Raw genomic sequence first — 20,757 nt, 5'->3', positions numbered from 1 at the left:
GGGGGTACTCCTTGACCGGGGTGCCGATCAGCTCGGAGAGCCATTCCCGCAGTTCACCGGCTCCGGACCCGGTGACGCCGTAGACCGTGCGCTCGGGCCTGCGGCCATCACGCCCTCCTCGACCTCGACTATCCGGTACCGAGCATATGAACGCGACTGTCGCGTGTCAACACGCTATATCGCGTCTAATGAAGAGGGAAGGACGAGGAAGAGCGGGCCCCGGCCGCCACCGGAGCCCGCAGGAGGAGCACTTAATACCTGTCGCACGACAGAAATTAAGGTCCCGAGGTTTCCCCGCCATATCGCGGCCGTGTCGGACGGGTTGCGCCGCACGGTTTCCGCAGCCGTAACGCCGGGTTAGCGCGAACGCAACGACCGGACGCTTCTCTGACTGCCAATCACGACGTCCGCCGCCACGGACCCGTCCCACCTGTCGCTCCGTCCAGCAGCACCCGCGTACCGCCTCAGAGCGACAGGGGACATCCATGTCCGAACCCGGCACCATCAGCGCACCGGCACCAGCCCCGGACGCCATCAGCTCCGGCATCGACGCCGGCGCCCTGGCGGCTTTCGGCTACCGCCAGGAACTGCACCGCAGACTCGGCCGCTACGCCTCCTTCGCGGCCGGCTTCTCCTTCATCTCGGTGCTCACCACCGTGTTCCAGTTCTTCGCCTTCGGCTTCTCCTTCGGCGGCGCCGCCTTCGTCTGGACCTGGCCGCTGGTGCTGGTCGGCCAGCTGGCGGTGGCCGCCTGTTTCGCCGAACTGGCCGCCCGCTACCCCATCTCGGGCGCCGTCTACCAGTGGGCGACCCGGCTGAGCACGCCCGCCTTCGGCTGGTTCGCCGGCTGGCTGATGGTGATCGGGCAGATCGTCGTGGTCTCGGCGGCGGCCCTGGCGCTGCAGGTGGTGCTGCCCGCGATCTGGTCCGGCTTCCAGATCGTCGGCGGCGACCCCTCCCCCACCACCCACAGCGGCGCGGAGAACGCGGTGCTGCTGGGCCTGGTGCTGCTGGTCGCCACCACCATTGTCAACGTCGTTGACATCAGAGTGATGTCGCTGATCAACAGCGTCGGCGTGACCTGCGAGCTGATCGGCATCGCACTGATGGCGGTGCTGCTGTTCACCCACACCGAGCGCGGCGCCGGCGTGGTGCTGCACACCGGGCAGTCAGGGGGCAGCTACCTCGGGGTGTTCCTGATCGCCTCGTTCAGCGCCGCCTACGTCCTGGTCGGCTTCGACAGCGCGGGTGAGATGTCCGAGGAGACCCGCTCCCCCAGCCGCACCGCGCCGCGCACCATCCTCGGCGCGGTCGCCGCGGCCGGGATCGGCGGCGGTCTGGTGTTGCTCGGCGGGGTGCTGGCCGCGCCCAGCCTGACCGACGGCAACCTGGCCGGACAGGGCCTGTCCTATGTGCTGACCAGCCGCCTCGGCAGCGGGGTAGGCCGAGCGCTGCTGCTGGACGTGGCCGTGGCGGTCTGCGTGGCCACCCTGGCGATCCAGACGGCCGGCGCCCGGATGGTGTTCTCCATGGCCAGGGACGGGGCGCTGCCCGCCTCCCGGCGACTGGCCGCGGTCGGCACCCGCACCGGCACCCCGAACGCCCCGGCCGTGGTGGTCGGCGTGCTCGCGGCGGCGGCGATGGCGCTGAGCCTGGTCTCCGCCTCGGTCTACCTGGCCCTGGGCACCACCTGCATCGTGCTGGTCTACTTCGCCTACGCGATGGTGACCGGGCCGATGCTGCTGCGCCGCTTCCGCGGGGTGCCGCTGGGCGGCCGCTCCGGGACGGACGAGACCGGCCGCCCGCTGTTCTCGCTCGGCCGCTGGGGCCTGCCGATCAACCTGCTGGCCGTGCTCTACGGGGTGGCCATGGCGGTCAACCTGGCCTGGCCCCGGGCCGAGGTCTACGACCCGCAGGGCGGCCACTGGTACCTGCAGTACTTCACCCTGCTGTTCCTGGGCGGCGCGCTGCTGCTGGGGCTGGTCGCGTACCGGGCGCAGCGGAGGGGTTCAGAGACCCGCTAGTCAGCCCGCGCGCAGGGTGTCGAGCAGGGCGGCACCCTGCGCGGCGGCGGTGACGACGGCCGGCTCGGGCGCGCCGGACAGCCGCAGCGCGCCGTCCGCCGCCGCGACGGCGAGGGCGGGGGCCGAGGGGTCCGGGTCCTGACGCCGGATCAGGATCACGCCCTCGATCAGCCCGAACACCAGGTCGGCGCGGAGCTCCAGCTCGGCGGCGGGAACGGTCGCCGCCGCCGCGGTCGCCGCCAGCAGATCTCGGTAGGACCGCTTGAGCTCGGCGCGGACCCGGTGGAAGGCGGCGAAGCGGTCGGTGGCCACCTCGGGCAGCAGGTAGAGCGCGCCCAGGTTGTGCGGACCGCCGCAGAGCAGCGCCACGTCCGCCCGGCACAGCGCCCACAGCCGGGCCTCGGCCGGCGCGGAGGGGTGCGCCACCAGGGCGCGGGCGAGGTCCAGCGAGGGTCGGACGGTGCCTTCGAGCAGCACGGCGAGGATGTCCTCCTTGCCGGCGAAGTAGTGGTACATCGACGCCTGGCGCAGTCCGGCGCGTTCGGCGATGGCCCTGGTGGTGGTCGCGCCGTAGCCGTGGCGGGTGAACAGCTCGGCGGCGGCGGCGAGGACCCCGTCGCGCGGGGCCACTCCGTCGGCAACGGGACCCTGGGCCCGGGGGCGGCCGACCCTGGCGCGGGGCGCGGGGGCGGCACCGGCGGTGGTGGACATTCCCCGATCCTGGCACACCGCACCGGGGAGGCGTTACCGCGGGGAAACCTCGGAGCAACGGGCGCGAAGTCTCGGCCGCTTAATTTCTGTCAAGCGACAGAAACTAACCGCCAGGAGGCTGACCGTGCGTTCGGCGACCGGTACCACCTATGCCGCACGGGACCACGCCCGTGCCCAGGCCACCGCCGTGGAGCGGCCCGAGGCCCCGCCCGGTGTCGGCGCCGAGGAACTGGTCTGGGCCGAGACCGTGCCCGGCGGCACCTACGCGCACAAGGTGCTGGCCCGCGGCAGCTCGCTGCGGCTGGCCGATCCGACCGGCGCGGCCTGCGCCCATCTGCTGCTGTACGTCGCCGACCGGCCCTGGGAGCGGCTGAGCACCGCCGACACCACCAAGGTGCAGTGGAACGCCTACCTGGGCGCGGGCAGCCTGCTGCTCTCGGACCAGGGCCGGGTGCTGGCGACCATCACCGAGGACGGCTCGGGCCGGCACGACGCACTCTGCGGAACGTCCACCCTGGCCCGCAACACCGCCCGCTACGGCGACGGGACGCCGCAGTCGGCCTCCCCGGCCGGACGGGAACTGCTGCTGCTCGCCGCCGCCAAGAACGGCCTCGGCCCGCGCGACCTCGGCCCCTCGCTGTCGCTGTTCCAGGGGGTACGGGTGGGCCCGGACGGCTCGCTGGAGCACACCGGCCCGGCCGGGCCCGGCACGGCGGTGGTGCTCCGGGCGGAGCAGCCGCTGACCGTGCTGATCGCCAACGTCCCGCACCCGCTGGACCCGCGGCCCGAGTACCACTGCGGCCCGCTGGAGGTCACCGCCTGGCGCGGCACGCCCACCGGCCCGGACGACCCGAGGTGGGACGCGACGCCGGAGGCGCACCGGGCCTACCTCAACACCGCCGAGTTCTGCGCCGCCAGGGGGATCTGACATGACATCAATAACCGCTGAGGTAACCGCTGAGGTATCCGTTGAGGTACCGGCCCGCGCGGCCTGGTCCTCGGCGCTGCTCCGAGGCCAGTCGCTGACCGTCACCGACCTGCACGGCAACCAGGCCGTGGACTTCCTCGCCTACGACCTGCACGACACCGCGGTCCGCTACAGCGCGGCCGACACCCTGCAGGCCCAGGGCTCGATCTTCCTGACCACCGGCAGCGTGCTGCTCTCCAATGAGCACACTCCGCTGCTGACGGTGACCGCCGACGAGGTGGGGCGGCACGACACCATCGGCGGCGCCTGCAGCAAGGAGTCCAACACCCTGCGCTACGGCCACCACACCTGGTCCCAGCACGCCTGCGTGGAGAACTTCCTTGCTGAGGGCACCCGTTGGGGCCTGGGCAAGCGGGATCTGGTCGGCAATGTCAACTGGTACATGAACGTCCCGGTGGAGGCCGACGGCACGCTGGGCATCGTGGACGGGCTCTCCGCGCCGGGGCGCTCGCTGACGCTGCGGGCCGAGACGGATGTGCTGGTGCTGGTCTCCAACTGCCCGCAGATCAACAACCCCTGCAACGGCTTCGATCCGACTCCGGTCCGGATGACCATCAGTCACCTCGGAGGATCGTCATGACCGTTGACACGCTGTTCGACACCCTGCTGGTCGCCAACCGCGGCGAGATCGCGGTCCGGGTGATCCGTACCGCCCGCAGGCTCGGCCTGCGCACCGTGGCCGTGTTCTCCGACCCGGACCGGGGCGCCCCGCACGTCCGGCTCGCCGACCGGGCGGTGCGGCTCGGCCCCGCCCCGGCCAAGGACAGCTATCTGCGCGCCGACCTGGTGCTCCAGGCCGCCCTGGACACCGGCGCGGGGGCGGTTCACCCCGGCTACGGCTTCCTGTCCGAGGACGCCGGCTTCGCCCGCCGGGTGGAGGCCGCAGGGCTGGTCTTCGTCGGCCCCACCCCGGAGCAGCTGGAGGTGTTCGGCGCCAAGCACACCGCCCGTGCCGCCGCCGAGGCGGCTGGCGTCCCGCTGCTGCCGGGCACCGGGCTGCTGCCCGACCTGGCAGCGGCGCTGGACGCGGCGGCCGGGCTCGGCTACCCGGTGATGCTCAAGGCCACCGCGGGCGGCGGCGGTATCGGCATGCGGCCTTGCCACTCCCCCGACCAGCTGGCCGAGGCCTGGGACAGCGTCCAGCGGGTGGCCTCGGCGAACTTCGGCGGCGCCGGGATGTTCCTGGAGCGGCTGGTCGAACGGGCCCGCCATGTCGAGGTGCAGGTCTTCGGCGACGGCGCCGGACGGGTGGTCACCCTCGGCGACCGGGACTGCTCACTGCAGCGCCGCAACCAGAAGGTACTGGAGGAGGCCCCGGCCCCCGACCTGCCCGACATCGTCCGCAAGCAGCTGGCCGAGTCCGCCGCCGCGCTCTGCACCTCGCTCGACTACCGCTCCGCCGGAACGGTCGAGTACGTCTACGACGCGGCCAGGGAGGAGGCGTCCTTCCTGGAGGTGAACACCCGGCTGCAGGTGGAGCATCCGGTCACCGAGGCTGTCCACGGCGTTGACCTGGTGGAGTGGATGCTGCGGCTGGCCCAGGGCGACCGCTCGGTGGTGCAGCAGATCGGGCCGCCGCGCGGACACGCCGTCGAGGCCCGGGTCTACGCCGAGGATCCGCACCACGGCCACCGGCCCAGCGCGGGCCTGCTGACCAGGGTCTCCTTCCCTGAGGACGTCCGGGTGGACACCTGGGTGGAGACCGGGACCGAGGTCGGCACCAGCTACGACCCGATGCTGGCCAAGGTGATCGCCCACGGCGAGGACCGCGCGGACGCCCTGGACCGGTTGGACGCGGCACTCGCCCGAACCAGGGTCGACGGCATCGAGACCAACCTCGGCCTGCTGCGCGCGGCCACCGCCGCCGCACCGGTCCGCGCCGCCACCCACAGCACCGCCACCCTGGCCGGTATCACCGACCCCCGGCCCCGGATCGAGGTGCTCCGCCCCGGCACGCTGACCACCGTCCAGGACTGGCCCGGCCGCACCGGCTACTGGAACGTCGGCGTGCCGCCCTGCGGTCCCATGGACGACCGCTCGTTCCGGCTCGGCAACCGCGCGCTGGGCAATCCGGAGGGCGCGCCGGGTCTTGAGTGCACCCTGGAGGGCCCGGTGCTGCGCTTCGGCGCGGCGACCACCGTCTGCGTGACCGGCGCGCCGGCCCTGGTCACCCTGGACGGCGCGGCCGTGCCGCAGTGGGAGCCGCTGACCGTCCCGGCCGGTTCCGAACTGGCCGTGGCCGCGCCGGACGGGGCCGGGCTGCGCAGCTATCTGCTGGTCGCCGGGGGTCTGGACGTCCCCGGGTTCCTCGGCAGCGCGGCGACCTTCACCCTGGGCCGCTTCGGCGGCCACGGCGGCCGGGCCCTGCGCGCCGGAGACGTGCTGCGGCCGACCGAGGCGGCGGGCGAGGCGGCGGCCGGGGCGGCGGCGAACGAAGGCAGCACCGGCCCGGTCCCGGTCGGCGAGCGGCCGGAGTTCACCCGCTCCTGGTCGCTGGCCGCCGCCGAGGGCCCGCACGCGGCCCCTGAGTTCTTCACCGAGGCGGACGTGCTCGCCTTCTACGCGGCCGACTGGAAAGTCCACTTCAACAGCGCCCGCACCGGCGTCCGACTGGTCGGGCCGAAGCCGGACTGGGCCCGCCGGGACGGCGGCGAGGCCGGGCTGCACCCCTCCAACATCCATGACACCCCGTACTCGGTCGGCGCCGTTGACTACACCGGTGACATGCCGGTGCTGCTCGGCCCGGACGGCCCGTCCCTGGGCGGCTTCGTCTGCCCGGCGACCGTGCTCAGCACCGACCGCTGGAAGCTGGGGCAGCTCAGGCCCGGTGACAGCGTCCGCTTCCGCCCGGTCACCGTGGACGGCGCGGACCGGGCGGCGATCACCGACGGCGGCGTGCTGGCCCGCACCCCGGCCCGCGAGGACCGCCCCGAGGTCGGCTACCGGCGCAGCGGCGACGACAACCTGCTGGTCGAGTACGGTCCGATGCAGCTGGACCTGGCGCTGCGGATGCGGGTGCACGCGCTGGCCGAGGCGCTGGCCGCGCTGGACCTGCCGGGCGTCGTCGACCTCACCCCTGGCATCCGCTCGCTGCAGATCCACACCGACCCGGCCGTACTGCCGCCGGCCGTGCTGCTGCCACTGGTGCAGGAGGCGGAGCGGCGGCTGCCGCCGACCAGCGAGCTGCGGGTGCCCTCGCGCACCGTGCACCTGCCGCTGTCCTGGGACGATCCGGCCACCCGGGAGGCGATCGCCCGCTATATGGCCGGGGTCCGCGACGACGCGCCCTGGTGCCCCTGGAACATTGAGTTCATCCGCCGAGTCAACGGCCTTGACAGTGTCGATGACGTCTACCGGACCGTGTTCGACGCCGAGTATCTGGTGCTGGGCCTCGGCGACGTCTACCTGGGCGCGCCGGTGGCCACCCCGCTGGACCCCCGGCACCGGCTGGTCACCACCAAGTACAACCCGGCCCGCACCTGGACCGCGGAGAACTCGGTCGGCATCGGCGGCGCCTATCTGTGCGTCTACGGGATGGAGGGGCCCGGCGGCTACCAGTTCGTGGGCCGCACCGTGCAGGTGTGGTCCGGCTGGCAGCAGCGCGGGCCGTTCGAGCCGGGCTCGCCCTGGCTGCTGCGCTTCTTCGACCGGATCAGGTGGTACCCGGTCGGCGCGGACGAACTGCTGGAGATGCGCGCCGACATGGCGGCCGGGCGGCTGCCGCTGCGGATCGAGGAGGGCGAGTTCGCCCTCGCCGACCATCTGCGCTTCCTCGATGACAACGCCGTTGACATCGCCGCTTTCCGGGAGGCCCAGGGCGCGGCCTTCGGCGCCGAGCGGGACGCCTGGGAGCAGGCCGGCGAGTTCGACCGGGCCGAGGCGGCGGTGGTGAGCACCCCGCCCAGCGAGGCGGTCACCGTCCCCGAGGGCGGCGCGCTGCTCGCGGCCGAGTTCACCGCCTGCGTCTGGAAGGTCGACGTGGCACCCGGGCAGCGGGTGGTCCGCGGCCAGCGGCTGGTGGCGGTCGAGGCCATGAAGATGGAGTCCGTGCTGACTGCCCCTCAGGACGGCGTGGTAGAACGACTGCTGGTACGGGCCGGGGACCAGGTCGAGGCCGGGTCCCCCCTGGTGCTGCTCGCACCGACCACCGCACCCGTCACCGCACCCACCACCGCTCAGGCCGAGGAGGCCGCATGACCGAGGGCCCCGCACTCGCACGGGTACGCGCCGCCTACCGGCGCGACGCCGAAGCCGCCCGCCCCGAGATCTGGATCGCGCTGCGCCCGCAGCCCGAGGCCGAGGCCGAAGCGCGGGCGATCGACGCCAGGCTCGCCGCCGGGGAGGCACTGCCGCTGGCCGGGACCGTCTTCGCGGTGAAGGGCAATATCGACGTGGCCGGGCTGCCCACCACTGCCGCCTGCCCCGGCTACGCCTACCTGCCCGACCGGGACGCCCCGGCCGTGGCCCGGCTCCGCGCCGCCGGGGCGGTGGTGCTGGGCAGCACCAATCTGGACCAGTTCGCCACCGGCCTGGTCGGCACCCGCAGCCCCTACGGCGCGGTCCGCAACGCGCTGGACCCCCGACTGGTGTCCGGCGGCTCCAGCTCCGGCTCGGCGGTGGCCGTGGCGCTGGGCATCGCCGACCTGGCCCTGGGCACGGACACCGCGGGCAGCGGACGGGTCCCGGCCGCGTTCAACGGCATCGTCGGCCTCAAGCCAACCTATGGCAGCATCCCGCTCACCGGAACCGTCCCGGCCTGCCGCAGCCTGGACTGCGTCAGCGTCTTCGCCCGCACCCTGGACGAGGCCGAACGCGCCCACGCGCTGCTGCTGGACACCCCGGCCGAGCCCCCGGCCCGCCGACCCGGGCCCTGGCGGGTGGCCGTGCCACCGCTGGAGCAGCTCGGCGATCTCGACCCGGGCTGGGACGCGGCCTGGCTGGCGACGGTCCGTCAGCTGGCCGACGCCGGAGCGGAGCTGCTGCCGCTGGACCTGGAACCCTTCAGCCGCGCCGCCGAGCTGCTCTACCAGGGCGCGTTCGTCGCGGAGCGGTATGCCGCGGTGGGCGCGTTCGTCGACAAGCACGCCGACACCCCGCAGGCGGGTCTCGATCCCACCGTCGCCGCGATCATCGGCGCCGCCAGGGACATCCCGGCCCACCGCCTCTACGCCGACCAGGAGGAACTGGCCCGGCTACGGGACGCCGCGCTGGCCGGCCTGGGCGAGGCGGACGCGCTACTGCTGCCGACCACCCCGGGCCACCCGACCCTGGCCGAGGTCGCCGCGGATCCCCTGGGGACCAACAGCCGACTCGGCCGCTACACCAACTCCACCAACCTCTTCGGCCTCTGCGCAGTGGCCGTCCCGGCCGGAACCGTCCCGCAAACGGTGGTGCCGGGGGCCGCGGGGCCGGGAGGGGCCGAGCCGAGGGCAGCGGAGCCGGACGTCGCTGGGCCGGCAGCCGCCGCGGGGGGCGGGCCGTTCGGGGTGATGCTGATCGGGCGGGCGCACACCGAGGCCAGGCTCGGCCTGGTCGCCCGGCTGCTGGAGCGGGCCGCTCCGGTGCGGCTCGCCGTGGTGGGCGCGCACCTCAGCGGGGAGCCGCTGAACCCGCAGCTACTGGCGCTGGGCGCGCGGCTGGTCGCGGCGACGGCCACCGCCTCCGACTACCGGCTGCACGCCCTGCCGACCACCCCGCCCAAGCCCGGCCTGGTCCGGATCCCGAGCGGGGGCGCGGCGATCGAGGCCGAGGTCTGGGAGCTGCCCCCCGAGGGCCTGGGACGGCTGGTCGCCGACCTCCCGTCACCGATGGCCATCGGCAGGGTCCGCCTCGCCGACGGCAGCACCGCCGCCGGCTTCCTCTGCGAACCCGCCGCCCTCACCGACGCCCCGGACATCACCGCCCACGGCGGCTGGCGCAGCTACCTGGCCTCACTGCCGACTCAGCCGACCGACGAATAGGCGATGATGCCGCGCCGGATCCCGTCCACGGCCTTCCGCGCCGTGGCGCGGACCGTGCCGTTCTCCGGGGCGGCGTTGGCGATCTGGCCCAGGACGTCGATCAGCTGCCGGGTCCAGCGGACGAAGTCGCCGGCCGGCATGTCCGCCTCGCGCAGCACCGCGTCCAGCGGGGTGCCGGAGGCCCAGCGGAACGCCGTCCAGGCGAAGCCGAGGTCGGGCTCGCGCTGGCCGACGTTGTCCTCGGTGGACAGCTTGTGCTGCTCCTCCAGGGCGTCCAGGTGGCCCCAGAGCCGGATCATCTCGCCCAGCGCCTCGCGGGCCCTGCCGTCCGGGAGCTTGGGCGTGCCGCCGTCGTCGTCGGCGCGGCGCGACTCGTACACCAGCGCCGAGGCGCAGGCCGCCAGCTCGGCCGGGGTCAGCCCCTCCCAGACCGCCTCGCGGAGGCACTCGGAGGCCAGCAGGTCCAGCTCGCCGTAGAGCCGGGCCAGCCTGCGGCCGTCGTCGGTGACGGTGTCGGCGCGCAGGTAGCCGAGGTCGGTGAGCAGCGCGCAGACCCGGTCGAAGGTGCGGGCGATGGTGTGGGTGCGGGACTTCATCCGGCGTTCCAGCTGCTGGGTGTCCCGGTGCAGCCGGTCGTAGCGCTCGGCCCAGCGGGCGTGGTCCTCGCGCTCGTCGCAGCCGTGGCAGGGGTGCTGCCGCAGCTCCGCCCGGAGCCGGGAGATCTCGGGGTCGTCGGCGGCCGCGGCGCGGCCCTTGCGGGTGCGCTCCGGCTCCAGGTGCCCGGCCTTGCTCCGCAGCGCCGAGGCCAGGTCGCGCCGGGACTGCGGGCTGCGCGGGTTGAAGCTGCGCGGGATCCGGACCCGCTCGATGGCCTCCACCGGGACCGGGAAGTCGATCATCGCCAGCCGCTTGACCTGGCGCTCGGCGGTGAGCACCACCGGTCGCGGCCCCTCGCTGTGGTCCTGCCGGTCGTGCCGGCCGCCGTGGCCGCTGACCGCCTTCACGCCCGGGTCGAGGACCAGGGCGAGCCCGGCGAAGCGCCCGGTGGGGACGTGGATGACGTCTCCGGCCTTGAGCTTCTCCAGCGAGTCGGCGGCGCTGGCGCGGCGCTGGTTGGCGCCCTCGCGGGCGAGGTGGTTCTCCCGGTCCTTGAGCGCGCGGCGCAGGTCGGCGTACTCCTCGAAGTCGCCGAGGTGGCAGTTGACCGCCTCGCGGTAGCCCTCCAGGCCCTCCTCGTTGCGCTGCACCTGCCGGGCGATGCCGACCACCGAGCGGTCCGCCTGGAACTGGGCGAAGGAGGTCTCCAGCAGCTCGCGCGACTTGTGCCGGCCGAACTGGGAGACCAGGTTCACCGCCATGTTGTAGGAGGGCTTGAACGAGGACTTCAGCGGATAGGTGCGGGTGCCCGCGAGCCCGGCCAGCCCGGCCGGGTCCAGGTTGGGCTGCCAGAGCACCACCGCGTGGCCCTCGATGTCGATGCCGCGCCGGCCGGCCCGCCCGGTGAGCTGGGTGTACTCACCGGGGGTGACGTCGGCGTGGGTCTCGCCGTTCCACTTGACCAGCTTCTCCATCACCACCGAGCGGGCCGGCATGTTGATGCCCAGCGCCAGCGTCTCGGTGGCGAAGACGGCCTTGACCAGGCCGCGCAGGAACAGCTCCTCGACGACCTCCTTGAAGGTCGGCAGCATCCCGGCGTGGTGGGCGGCGACGCCGCGCTCCAGCGCGTCGATCCACTCGTAGTAGCCGAGGACGTGCAGGTCCTCGTCCGGGATGCTGGCGGTGCGGGCCTCGACCAGGGCGCGGACCTGGGCCCGCTCGGCGTCGCTGTTGAGCCGCAGCCCGGAGTGCAGGCACTGCTGCACCGCGGCCTCGCAGCCGGCCCGGCTGAAGATGAAGGTGATCGCCGGCAGCAGCCCCTCGTCGTCGAGCCGGCCGATGACCTCGGCCCGGCTCGGGGTGTAGGCGCGACCCGGACGGCCGGTCGGCATGCTGCGGCCCCGGCCGCGCTTCTCGAACCGGTCCCGGCCCGCGCCGCGCCGGTCCTGCTCGGAGCGGGCCAGCCGGACCAGCTCCGGGTTGACGTCGGCCTCGCCGCCGCGCGCCCCGCCGCCCTCGCGCTTGCGCCCGGAGGCGCGCTCCTCGGCGACGCGGGTGGTGAACAGGTCGTACAGCTTGTGCCCGGCCAGCACGTGCTGCCAGAGCGGGACCGGGCGGTGCTCGGAGACGATGACCTTGGTGCCGCCGCGGACGGTGTCCAGCCAGTCGCCGAACTCCTCGGCGTTGGAGACCGTCGCTGACAGCGAGACCAGGGTGACCGACTCGGGGAGGTGGATGATGACCTCCTCCCAGACCGCGCCGCGGAAGCGGTCGGCCAGGTAGTGCACCTCGTCCATGACCACGTAGCCGAGGCCGTTCAGGGTCTGCGAGCCCGCGTAGAGCATGTTACGCAGCACCTCGGTGGTCATCACCACCACCGGGGCCTCGCTGTTCACCGTGTTGTCGCCGGTCAGCAGGCCGACCTTGTCCGCGCCGTAGCGCTTGACCAGGTCGGCGAACTTCTGGTTCGACAGCGCCTTGATCGGCGTGGTGTAGAAGCACTTGCGGCCCTCGGCGAGCGCGAGGTGCACCGCGAACTCGCCGACGATGGTCTTGCCGGAGCCGGTGGGCGCGGCGACCAGCACCCCGGAGCCCGCCTCCAGCGCCTGGCAGGCCTCGATCTGGAACGGGTCCAGCGGGAAGTCGTACAGCTCGCGGAACGCGAACAGGGCGGTGGCCTGCTCCTTGGCGAGTCGCCGGGAGGCGGCGTAGCGCTCGGAAGGGCTCAGCTCGTCAACAGCGTGGTCATCAGGAGCTGCGGAGGTCATCGCGGCACCTTCCTCCCGGGTCGGGCGCACGGGAGCGCGGTGGGGCGTGCCTCGGTCTGCGTCATCGTGGATCTGCATCTCCACCAGAGGCTACCCGCCGGGACTGACACTTGACCCAATGATTTTCCCGGCGGTTCGGCCCCGGCTCAGGCGGTGACGCAGACCGTGCCGCGGGCGGTGATCAGGTGATGTCGTCCATCCGCTCGCCGCGGGCCCCGGGGACGCCGGCCGGCTCGTCGTCGGGGTGGTAGATCATCGGCTCGGCGTGGGCGAACTCCTCGGCCGACACCGGCTCCGGGGTCTCGCCCGGGGAGGCGAACTCGGAGGGGGTCAGATCCAGCGAGGAGGCGACGTCGTCGTCCAGGAGCAGGTCCGGGTTCTCGATGACGCGGCGCCTAGCCTTGGCCCGGTCGTTGAGGGTGCAGATGCCGAGGGCGATCAGGAACAGCACGCAGATCGGGATGGCCAGCACGCTCATGGTCAGCGGGTCGCCGGTGGGCGTGGCGACGGCCGCGAACACGAAGATCAGGAAGATGATCGCGCGCCACCAGCTGCGCAGTTTGGCGGCGCTGAGGATGCCGAGGAAGTTCATCGCCACCACCAGCAGGGGCAGCTCGAACGAAATGCCGAAGACCAGCACCATCCGGATGAAGAAGTCCAGGAACTCGGCGCCGGAGAAGGCGAGCGAGAAGCCGGGCGGGTTGAAGCTGACCAGGATCGACAGGGCCTTGGGGAAGATCCAGTAGGCCAGGTAGGCGCCGACCAGGAACAGCGGCACGGCGGCGGCGGTGAAACCGAGGCCGTACTTCTTCTCCTTCTTGTACAGCCCGGGGGCCACGAAGGCCCACAGCTGGTACGTCCACACCGGGCTGGCCAGCACGAAGCCGGCCATCATCGACACCTTGAAGCTGAGCGACAGCGGGGCCAGCACGCCGGTGTTGACCAGCAGGCCGTTCTCGCACTGCGCGGTCCGCTGGCCGTAGCCGTGCACATTGATCCGACAGGCCGGACCGGTGAGCTGGTCGATCAGCCAGTTGTGGATCACCCAGCCGACGATCGTGGTCACCAGCAGCGCGGCCAGCGCGATCAGCAACCGGTTACGCAGTTCCCGGAGGTGGTCCGAGAGGGGCATCCGCCCCTCGTTTTCCTTCGGCGTGGTGTCGCTCACCGTGCGGCTTCAGTCCCTGCGGGGTGGGTGGATGGAGTGGTGGTGCGGCGGCTGACCTCAGGCCTGGTCGGTCCTCAGGCCTGGTAGGGCCTCAGGCCTGGTTGGTCGGCTGCGGCTGCGGCACGGTGTCGGCGACCGGGCGGGCGGTCGCGGCCTCGCCGGGGGCGGCCTGGATCGTCCGGGCAACGACGACCGGCTCGGCCGGAGCCGTCGCGGCGACCTTGACCTCGGGGTTCTTGTCGTCCGACTTCATCGCGCCCACCTCGGACTTGAGGATGCGCAGCGACTTGCCGAGGGCACGGGCGGAGTCGGGCAGCCGCTTCGCTCCGAAGAGCAGCAGCACGACGACCGCCAGGATGATCAGTTCAAGTCCGCGGTTCTCGAGCATGGTTGTCCCTCTTCGTCGTGGTCTCTGCGCTGATGATACGCATCAGGCCTGCAGAAGGGTCCGGATGGGCGGGGAAAAATCTTGAGGGCAGGTGGCCTTCGCCCTCATCCTACGCGGAGCCGGATCCCGCTTCGGTGAACGGAAGACTACGTCCGGGGGCCATCTCTCCGCCCCGGCGGGCGAGCGGCGCGCCCGCGTGCTCCAGATTCCGGGCGGCGCCGGAGATCCGCCGCGCGCCCGCGTCCAGCTCCCGCGACAGCGCGAGCACCTGTCGGTACACCAGCAGCGCGCACCACCCCAGGACCAGCAGCCCGGCGGTGGAGAGGCTCACAACAGCGACAACAGTCCAGGACATGTGCTGCATGCTAGGGCACCGCGGTGGGCTGGTGGCCGAGGTAGAGGCGCATGGTGCGGACGCCGGCGACGGTGAGGGCGGCCACGATCCGTTCGCCCGCGCGCTTGCGCACCGCCGCGCCGCAGGAGGGGCAGGTGAAGGAGTAGAAGGTGCGCTCGCTGCTGCCGCCCAGCGCCAGCCGGAACGCCTCGGCGCCCAGCTCCGAGGTCGACCGGCAGTCGGTGCAGGAGGCCCGGAACCGGGTCGGCACGCTCACGCCGCGCCGCCGTCCGCCGCGCCCGCCGCCCCGTAGCGCGCCAGCGCGTCCGCCGCCGTGGAGCGGGCCCGCTCGGCCAGCTCGGGCGGGGCGGTGATCCGCCCGTCCGCGCCGAGCCGCAGCGCCAGCCGCAGCAGGCCGGACGGGTCGGGCGTGCGCAGGGTGATCCGCAGGCCGCCGTCGGGCAGCTCCGCGGCCTCCTCGTAGGTGTAGTACTCGGCGACCCAGCGGCCGCCGGGGCCGACCTCGATGACCACCTGCGGGTCGTCCTCGGCCGGGCGCACCAGCCCCTGGGAGAGGTCCCGCAGCTCCAGCGGCGGCGGGTCGGAGGGGATGTCCAGCACCTCGATGTCGGCGATCCGGTCCAGCCGGAAGATCCGCCGGTCCTCGGAGACCCGGCACCAGCCCTCCAGATAGGTGTGGCCCTCGGTGACCAGCCGGATCGGGTCGACCTCGCGCTCGGTCATCTCCCCGCGCCCCGAGGAGTAGTAGCGGAGCCACAGCCGGCGGCGCTCGGTGATGGCCCGGTCCGCGTCGGCGAAGACGCTGCCCTCGGCCTCGAAGGTGACCCCGACCCGGGCGCTGCCCTCGGCCGCGTCCCCGGCCGCGGCCTCCAGCTTGACCACGGCCCGGCTCAGCGCGGCCCGGTCCCGCTCGCGCAGGCCCGGCAGCCCGGCCACCGCGCGCGCCGCGACCAGCAGCGAGATCGCCTCGTCCGAGGACAGCCGCAGCGGCTGGGCCACGTCGTCGGCGTTGTGCCACCAGATCCGCTCGCCGTCGGTGTCGATGTCGAGCAGGTCGCCGCCGCGGAAGCTGGTGCCGCACATCGGCAGCACGCTGAGGTCGCCGGTCAGCTCGCGCTCGGTGATGCCGAAGGCGCGGGCCACGTCGGCGACGCGGGCGCCGGGGCGCTCCCGGAGATAGGTGACCAGGGACAGCATCCGGCGGGTCTGGTCGATGGCGTTGCTCACAGCGCGGACGCTCCCTCACTCGTAGTGGCACCGGCATCAGTAGTGGCACCGGCCACGGCGCGCAGCCTGGCGATCACGTCGGCCCGCAGCTCGGCCGGGCCCACCACGACCACGTCCGCGCCGAACTCGCTGAGGTCGGAGGCCAGGCCGTGGCCGAACGGGATCTCCAGCTCGTCCCACTCCGCGTCGACCGGTTCGGACTGCAGCGCCTTGGTGCGCAGCGGGAAGGCCGCGCCCCGGCGCAGCCGGATCCGGGCGGTCGCGGTGGCGCCCTCGCCCGCGAAGCGCGCCACATGCTGCCGGACGTCGACATGGTCGGGACCTCGGCGCCGAAGGCGTCGCTGCGGACCTTGACCCGGCCGGTGATCCGGCTCAGCCGGAACACCCGGACGTCCTTGCGGTCCCGGTCGAAGCCGGCCAGGTACCAGTGGCCGTGCCAGCACTCCAGCGCCCACGGCTCCACGCTGCGCGGCTCCGGCTGGGCCGCGCCGGACTTGCGGTAGGCGAAGGTGACCGGGCGGCGGTCACGGGCGGCGCCCAGCAGCGGTTCGAAGGCGGCCTCGCGGGCCGGGATCCTGGGCTCCAGGGCGCCGGTGTGCGCCTCGGTGCCCTGGTCCACCAGCACGCCGGCGGCGCGCAGTTTGTGCAGGGCGCCGCTGGCGGCCCCGGCCAGCCGGGCCTGCCGCCAGACGCCGGCCGCCAGGCTCAGCGCGGCGGCCTCCTCGGCGTCCAGGGAGATCTCAGGGAGCCGGTTGCGGTCGCGCCGGGCGAGGTAGCCGAGCTCGCCGTCGAGGGCGCTCTCGTCCACGTCGATGACCAGGCCCAGCTCGCGCAGGTCGTCCTTGTCCCGCTCGAACATCCGGTTGAAGGAGTCCTCGCTGGCGCTGTCCGCGGCTTCCCGGTATGCCTCGATGGAGTCCCGCAGCTCGCGCTTGCTCAGCGGTCGCTTGGTGTTCATCAGACAGAGCGCGAGGTTCATCAGACGCTCGGACTTGGCGATGGGCATCGCACACCCTTCCCTGTGCGCGACCACGGAATAGGCCGGCGCACACGACCGTACCGGTCCGGGGGCCGACGGCAAAAGCGCGGCCCCGCCCCCACCACTGCTGTGGTAGAGGCGGGGCCGCGCTTCAAGACCGCGCTGCGGTCAGACGCCCAGCAGGTCGACCACGAAGATCAGGGTCTCGCCCGGCTTGATGGCGCCGCCGGCGCCGCGGTCGCCGTAGCCCAGGTGCGGCGGGATGATCAGCTCGCGCCGACCGCCGACCTTCATGCCCGCGACACCCTGGTCCCAGCCGGCGATGACGCGGCCGCCGCCGAGCGGGAACTGGAACGCGGAGCCGCGGTTCCAGCTGGCGTCGAACTCCTCGCCGGTGCTGAAGGCCACGCCGACGTAGTGGACGCTGACGTTCTGGCCGGGCTTGGCCTCCGCGCCGTCGCCCTCCCAGATGTCCCTGATCTGCAGCGTCGCCGGCGGCTGGCCGCCCGGGAAGTCGATCTCCGGCTTCTCGATGCTCACGGTTGGTTCTCCTCGTTGGGGCCGGGGGCAGCCCCCGGAACCGGACAGTTCAGGACAGTACGTTACGCCGCGCCGAGGATGTCGACGACGAAGACCAGGTTGGCGTTGGCCGGGATCGGGCTCTGGCCCTGGGCGCCGTAGGCGAGCGCGGAGGGGATGGAGAGCAGCACCCGGCTGCCGACCGTCTGGCCGACCAGGCCCTGGTCCCAGCCCGGGATGACCTTGCCCTGGCCGATGACGGTGCCCATCACGCCCGCGTCGTTCCAGGAGGAGTCGAAGACCTTGCCGTCGGCGAGGGTGGCACCGGTGTACTGGACCAGGATGGTCTGGCCCGACAGCACCTTGGCCCCGGTGCCCTTGATCAGCACCGAGGTCAGCAGCTTGGTGGGCTTGCGGGTGCTGTCCGGGATGGTGAAGGTGGCGGCCTTGCCGGACGGGGCGACCACGCTCGGCATGTTCGCCGGCGAGGCGGCCTGCTTGCCGCTGATGTCGTCCTTGGCGCCGACCTTCTTGGTGATGTCCACCACGAAGACCAGGGTGTCCTTGGCGGTCACGCCCATCTGCGACAGGTTGCTCGGGTCCATCTGCGCGGTGGCCGCGCCGGGGGGAGCCACCACCTCGACCCGGCTGCCCTCGGCGTGTCCGAGCACGGCCTCGCTGAGCGCGGGCAGGGTGCCGGCCGACAGGGTCAGCACCAGCGGGGCGCTGTCCTTGGTGTAGGCGCTGTTGATCGCCTTACCGGTGTTCCAGTCCACCACCGAGAAGTTGGTGACCGCGACATCCGTGGAGGTGACCTTCGCGCCCGACCCCTCCTTCAGGGTGTGCACGACGAAGTTGCCGTCGGGCTTGACGCCACTGGGGATGGTCACCTTGGGCGTGGTACCGAAGGCGCCGGCCACACTCGGCAGGTTGGTCGTGGTGTCCACGACCTTGGGCACCGGCACGGGGGCCGGAGTCGCGGACGACGAAGCCGAAGCCTGGGGCTTGGCAGTGTCGGCGGACTTGGCCTTGGAGCTGCTGCCACAGCCGGTCAGGAGCAGAGCCGGGACGATGAGCAGCCCAGCGGCGAGTCGGCGCACGATGGTCCTTAGGAGGTCTTGCCGACGTCTTGGTCGGAGCGGAACGGTTCGGACGGTCAGTCCTCGCCACTCTATGACCTTCTGCGGACACATCAGCAAGCTCCGCGGCCCCTGCGTCCACAATTGAGCGGACACAGGGACCGATTTGTTACATTCAGCCGCTTATACGGCTTACATACCGGCAATCAGCTTCTCCACACGTTCGTCCACCGACCTGAACGGGTCCTTGCAGAGGACGGTCCGCTGGGCCTGGTCGTTCAGCTTGAGGTGCACCCAGTCGACGGTGAAGTCGCGGCGCTGCTCCTGGGCGCGGCGGATGAAGTCGCCGCGGAGCCGGGCCCGGGTGGTCTGCGGGGGCACCGACTTGGCCTCGAAGATCTTGAGGTCGTTGGTGGTGCGCTCGGCCTGCCCCTTGTTCTGCAGCAGGTAGAACAGCCCCCGGCGGCGGTGGATGTCGTGGTACGCCAGGTCGATCTGGGCCACCCTCGGGTTCGACATATTCATGCCGTGCTTCTCCCGGTAGCGCTCGATCAGCTGGTACTTCATCACCCAGTCGATCTCCCGCTCGACCTTGGCGAAGTCCTGCGCCCTGATCGCCTCCAGGGTGCGCCCCCAGAGCTCCAGCACCTGGGCGATGGTCCCGGTGCGCAGGCCCTTGGCGTCGGCGAAGTCGCTGGCCTTGGTGTAGTACTCCTCCTGGATGTCCAGCGCGCTGGCCTCCCGGCCGTTGGCGAGGCGGACCTGGCGGGAGCCGGTGAGGTCGTGGCTGACCTCGCGGATCGCCCGGATCGGGTTCTCCAGGGTGAGGTCCCGCAGCACCGTCCCGGCTTCGATCATCTTCAGCACCAGGTCGGTCGCGCCCACCTTGAGCAGGGTGGTGGTCTCCGACATGTTGGAGTCGCCGACGATGACGTGCAGCCGGCGGTAGCGCTCGGCGTCGGCGTGCGGCTCGTCCCTGGTGTTGATGATCGGCCGGGAGCGGGTGGTGGCCGAGCTGACGCCCTCCCAGATGTGCTCCGCCCGCTGGCTGACGCAGTAGACCGCGCCGCGCGGGGTCTGCAGCACCTTGCCGGCCCCGCAGATCAGCTGCCGGGTGACCAGGAACGGGATCAGGATGTCCGCCAGCCGGGAGAACTCGCCGTGCCGGCCCACCAGGTAGTTCTCATGGCAGCCGTAGGAGTTCCCGGCCGAGTCGGTGTTGTTCTTGAAGAGGTAGACGTCCCCGGCGATGCCCTCCTCGTGGAGCCGGCGCTCGGCGTCCACCAGCAGGCCCTCGAGGATCCGCTCCCCCGCCTTGTCGTGGGTGACCAGCTCGGCGACGTCGTCGCACTCGGGCGTGGCGTACTCGGGGTGCGAGCCGACGTCCAGGTAGAGCCGGGCGCCGTTGCGGAGGAAGACGTTGCTGCTGCGGCCCCAGGAGACCACCCGGCGGAAGAGGTAGCGGGCCACCTCGTCCGGGGAGAGCCGTCGCTGGCCGCGGAAGGTGCAGGTGACGCCGTACTCGTTCTCCAGTCCGAAGATTCTGCGGTCCATGGTCTCTCCCCTTCGCCGGCCCTCACTCAAGATGTGCACTGTGGGACCGTGTCCGAAACCGGATGTGCCCCAGCGTCGTGATCTACCGTCAGTTCGGCCGAGGGGCGGGGGCGAGCGCCGGCGGGTCCGTCCGCGCGCGCCCCCGGTGAGCAGGGCGGCTCAGCCCTCCTCGGGTGCTTCTTCCTGGTCTCCGGCGGCGGTCTCGTCACCCGCGAGCAGGCGGCCCAGCTGGTCGCCCACCAGGCGCTTGAACTTGCGCTGCTGCCAGCGGGCCCGGTCGAGCACCGCCACCTCCAGCTGGTCCTGGGTCAGCGTCCTGGCCTGGCCCCCGTTGGGGTCGCGGGCCAGGCTCTCGACCGCGACCTTGAGCGCCTCGGGGAGGGTCAGCCCCTCGGTGTGGCGCTGTTCCAGATAGGTGCTGATGGACTCGGAGTTCCCGCCCACCGCGACCGTGTGCTGCTCGTCGACGACCGAGCCGTCGGGGGTCAGCCGGTAGATCTGGTCGTCGGCCGGGGCCTTGCCGACCTCGGCCACGATCAGCTCCACCTCGTACGGCTTCTCGCCGGTGCTGGAGAAGATCGTGCCCAGGGTCTGGGCGTACACGTTGGCAAGGCCGCGGGCGTTGACGTCCGCGCGGTCGTAGGAGTATCCGCGCAGGTCGGCGTAGCGGACGCCGCCGATCCTGAGGTTCTCGAACTCGTTGTAGCGGCCGACCGCGGCGAAGGCGATGCGGTCGTAGATCTCGGAAACCTTGTGCAGCGCCCGGGAGGTGTTCTCAGCCACGAAGACGATGCCGTCGGCATAGGTGAGCACGACCACGCTGCGGCCGCGCGCGATGCCCTTGCGGGCGTACTCCGCGCGGTCGGCCATGGCCTGCTGGGGTGAGACGTAGAACGGCGTCGACACCGGCGGTCGCCCCTTCTGATCAGTCGGGTGAACAA

Annotated in this window: 16 protein-coding genes and 1 pseudogene; 5 read left to right on the top strand and 12 right to left on the bottom strand. The window is 72.5% G+C overall.

What is annotated here, in order from left to right:
• The first annotated feature begins 485 nt into the window (after window positions 1-485).
• Window positions 486-2,024, top strand: a complete 1,539-nt coding sequence (locus ACXKR8_RS41070; RefSeq protein ID WP_458269609.1) for an amino acid permease — start codon at window positions 486-488, stop codon at window positions 2,022-2,024.
• Here ACXKR8_RS41070 and ACXKR8_RS41065 read toward each other — a convergent pair whose 3' ends face one another.
• The gene (locus tag ACXKR8_RS41065) at window positions 2,025-2,735 is read right to left on the bottom strand and encodes a TetR/AcrR family transcriptional regulator (RefSeq protein ID WP_458269608.1); all 711 of its coding nucleotides are present in this window, start codon (window positions 2,733-2,735) and stop codon (window positions 2,025-2,027) included. It lies immediately after the preceding gene.
• Between the two features lie 124 nt (window positions 2,736-2,859).
• On the opposite strand from ACXKR8_RS41065, the gene ACXKR8_RS41060 reads away from it, so the two are divergent.
• From ACXKR8_RS41060 to ACXKR8_RS41045, 4 genes are read left to right on the top strand one after another with little or no spacing between them, the layout of a single operon-like run.
• Window positions 2,860-3,663, top strand: coding sequence for an urea amidolyase associated protein UAAP1 (locus ACXKR8_RS41060; RefSeq protein ID WP_458269607.1), 804 nt, complete (start codon window positions 2,860-2,862; stop codon window positions 3,661-3,663).
• Window position 3,664: 1 nt separating this feature from the next.
• The gene (locus ACXKR8_RS41055; protein WP_458269606.1) at window positions 3,665-4,303 is read left to right on the top strand and encodes an urea amidolyase associated protein UAAP2; all 639 of its coding nucleotides are present in this window, start codon (window positions 3,665-3,667) and stop codon (window positions 4,301-4,303) included.
• Entirely contained in the window at window positions 4,300-7,920 is a 3,621-nt protein-coding gene (locus tag ACXKR8_RS41050; protein ID WP_458269605.1) for a 5-oxoprolinase/urea amidolyase family protein, read from the top strand. The genes ACXKR8_RS41055 and ACXKR8_RS41050 overlap by 4 nt, the downstream gene beginning before the upstream one ends.
• Window positions 7,917-9,683, top strand: a complete 1,767-nt coding sequence (locus ACXKR8_RS41045) for an allophanate hydrolase (protein ID WP_458269604.1) — start codon at window positions 7,917-7,919, stop codon at window positions 9,681-9,683. Before ACXKR8_RS41050 ends, ACXKR8_RS41045 begins: the two co-directional genes overlap by 4 nt.
• Here ACXKR8_RS41045 and ACXKR8_RS41040 read toward each other — a convergent pair.
• The 11 genes and pseudogenes from ACXKR8_RS41040 to prcA all read right to left on the bottom strand — a co-directional run bounded on the left by ACXKR8_RS41040 (window position 9,665) and on the right by prcA (window position 20,722).
• Window positions 9,665-12,547, bottom strand: a complete 2,883-nt coding sequence (locus ACXKR8_RS41040; protein WP_458269603.1) for a DEAD/DEAH box helicase — start codon at window positions 12,545-12,547, stop codon at window positions 9,665-9,667. The two genes, ACXKR8_RS41045 and ACXKR8_RS41040, sit on opposite strands and share 19 nt — an antisense overlap.
• A gap of 181 nt (window positions 12,548-12,728) precedes the next feature.
• Entirely contained in the window at window positions 12,729-13,715 is a 987-nt protein-coding gene (tatC, locus tag ACXKR8_RS41035; protein WP_458269602.1) for a twin-arginine translocase subunit TatC, read from the bottom strand.
• A gap of 91 nt (window positions 13,716-13,806) precedes the next feature.
• Window positions 13,807-14,103 (bottom strand): Sec-independent protein translocase subunit TatA, encoded by a 297-nt coding sequence (gene tatA / locus ACXKR8_RS41030; protein WP_458269601.1) that lies wholly within the window; start codon window positions 14,101-14,103, stop codon window positions 13,807-13,809.
• 109 nt (window positions 14,104-14,212) lie between these two features.
• Window positions 14,213-14,458, bottom strand: coding sequence for a hypothetical protein (locus tag ACXKR8_RS41025; RefSeq protein ID WP_458269600.1), 246 nt, complete (start codon window positions 14,456-14,458; stop codon window positions 14,213-14,215).
• Window positions 14,459-14,468: 10 nt separating this feature from the next.
• Window positions 14,469-14,714: a hypothetical protein gene (locus ACXKR8_RS41020; RefSeq protein ID WP_458269599.1), complete on the bottom strand. Its 246-nt coding sequence runs from the start codon at window positions 14,712-14,714 to the stop codon at window positions 14,469-14,471.
• The gene (locus tag ACXKR8_RS41015; protein ID WP_458275218.1) at window positions 14,711-15,655 is read right to left on the bottom strand and encodes a helix-turn-helix transcriptional regulator; all 945 of its coding nucleotides are present in this window, start codon (window positions 15,653-15,655) and stop codon (window positions 14,711-14,713) included. Before ACXKR8_RS41015 ends, ACXKR8_RS41020 begins: the two co-directional genes overlap by 4 nt.
• A 26-nt stretch (window positions 15,656-15,681) precedes the next feature.
• Window positions 15,682-16,691: pseudogene (locus ACXKR8_RS41010) on the bottom strand (helix-turn-helix transcriptional regulator).
• A 141-nt stretch (window positions 16,692-16,832) separates the two neighbouring features.
• The gene (locus ACXKR8_RS41005) at window positions 16,833-17,204 is read right to left on the bottom strand and encodes an FKBP-type peptidyl-prolyl cis-trans isomerase (RefSeq protein WP_458269597.1); all 372 of its coding nucleotides are present in this window, start codon (window positions 17,202-17,204) and stop codon (window positions 16,833-16,835) included.
• Window positions 17,205-17,266: 62 nt separating this feature from the next.
• Window positions 17,267-18,283: an FKBP-type peptidyl-prolyl cis-trans isomerase gene (locus tag ACXKR8_RS41000; protein WP_458269596.1), complete on the bottom strand. Its 1,017-nt coding sequence runs from the start codon at window positions 18,281-18,283 to the stop codon at window positions 17,267-17,269.
• Between the two features lie 171 nt (window positions 18,284-18,454).
• Window positions 18,455-19,816 carry a Pup--protein ligase gene (pafA, locus tag ACXKR8_RS40995; RefSeq protein ID WP_458269595.1) on the bottom strand — a complete coding sequence of 454 codons (1,362 nt, stop codon included), beginning with the start codon at window positions 19,814-19,816 and terminating at the stop codon, window positions 18,455-18,457.
• 159 nt (window positions 19,817-19,975) lie between these two features.
• Window positions 19,976-20,722, bottom strand: coding sequence for a proteasome subunit alpha (gene prcA, locus ACXKR8_RS40990; protein ID WP_458269594.1), 747 nt, complete (start codon window positions 20,720-20,722; stop codon window positions 19,976-19,978).
• Window positions 20,723-20,757: the final 35 nt, after the last annotated feature.

The sequence above is a fragment of the Streptacidiphilus sp. PAMC 29251 genome, from assembly GCF_054208735.2.
Note: the sequence above shows the minus strand (reverse complement) of the source record. Positions and strands in the feature narration are given on the sequence as shown.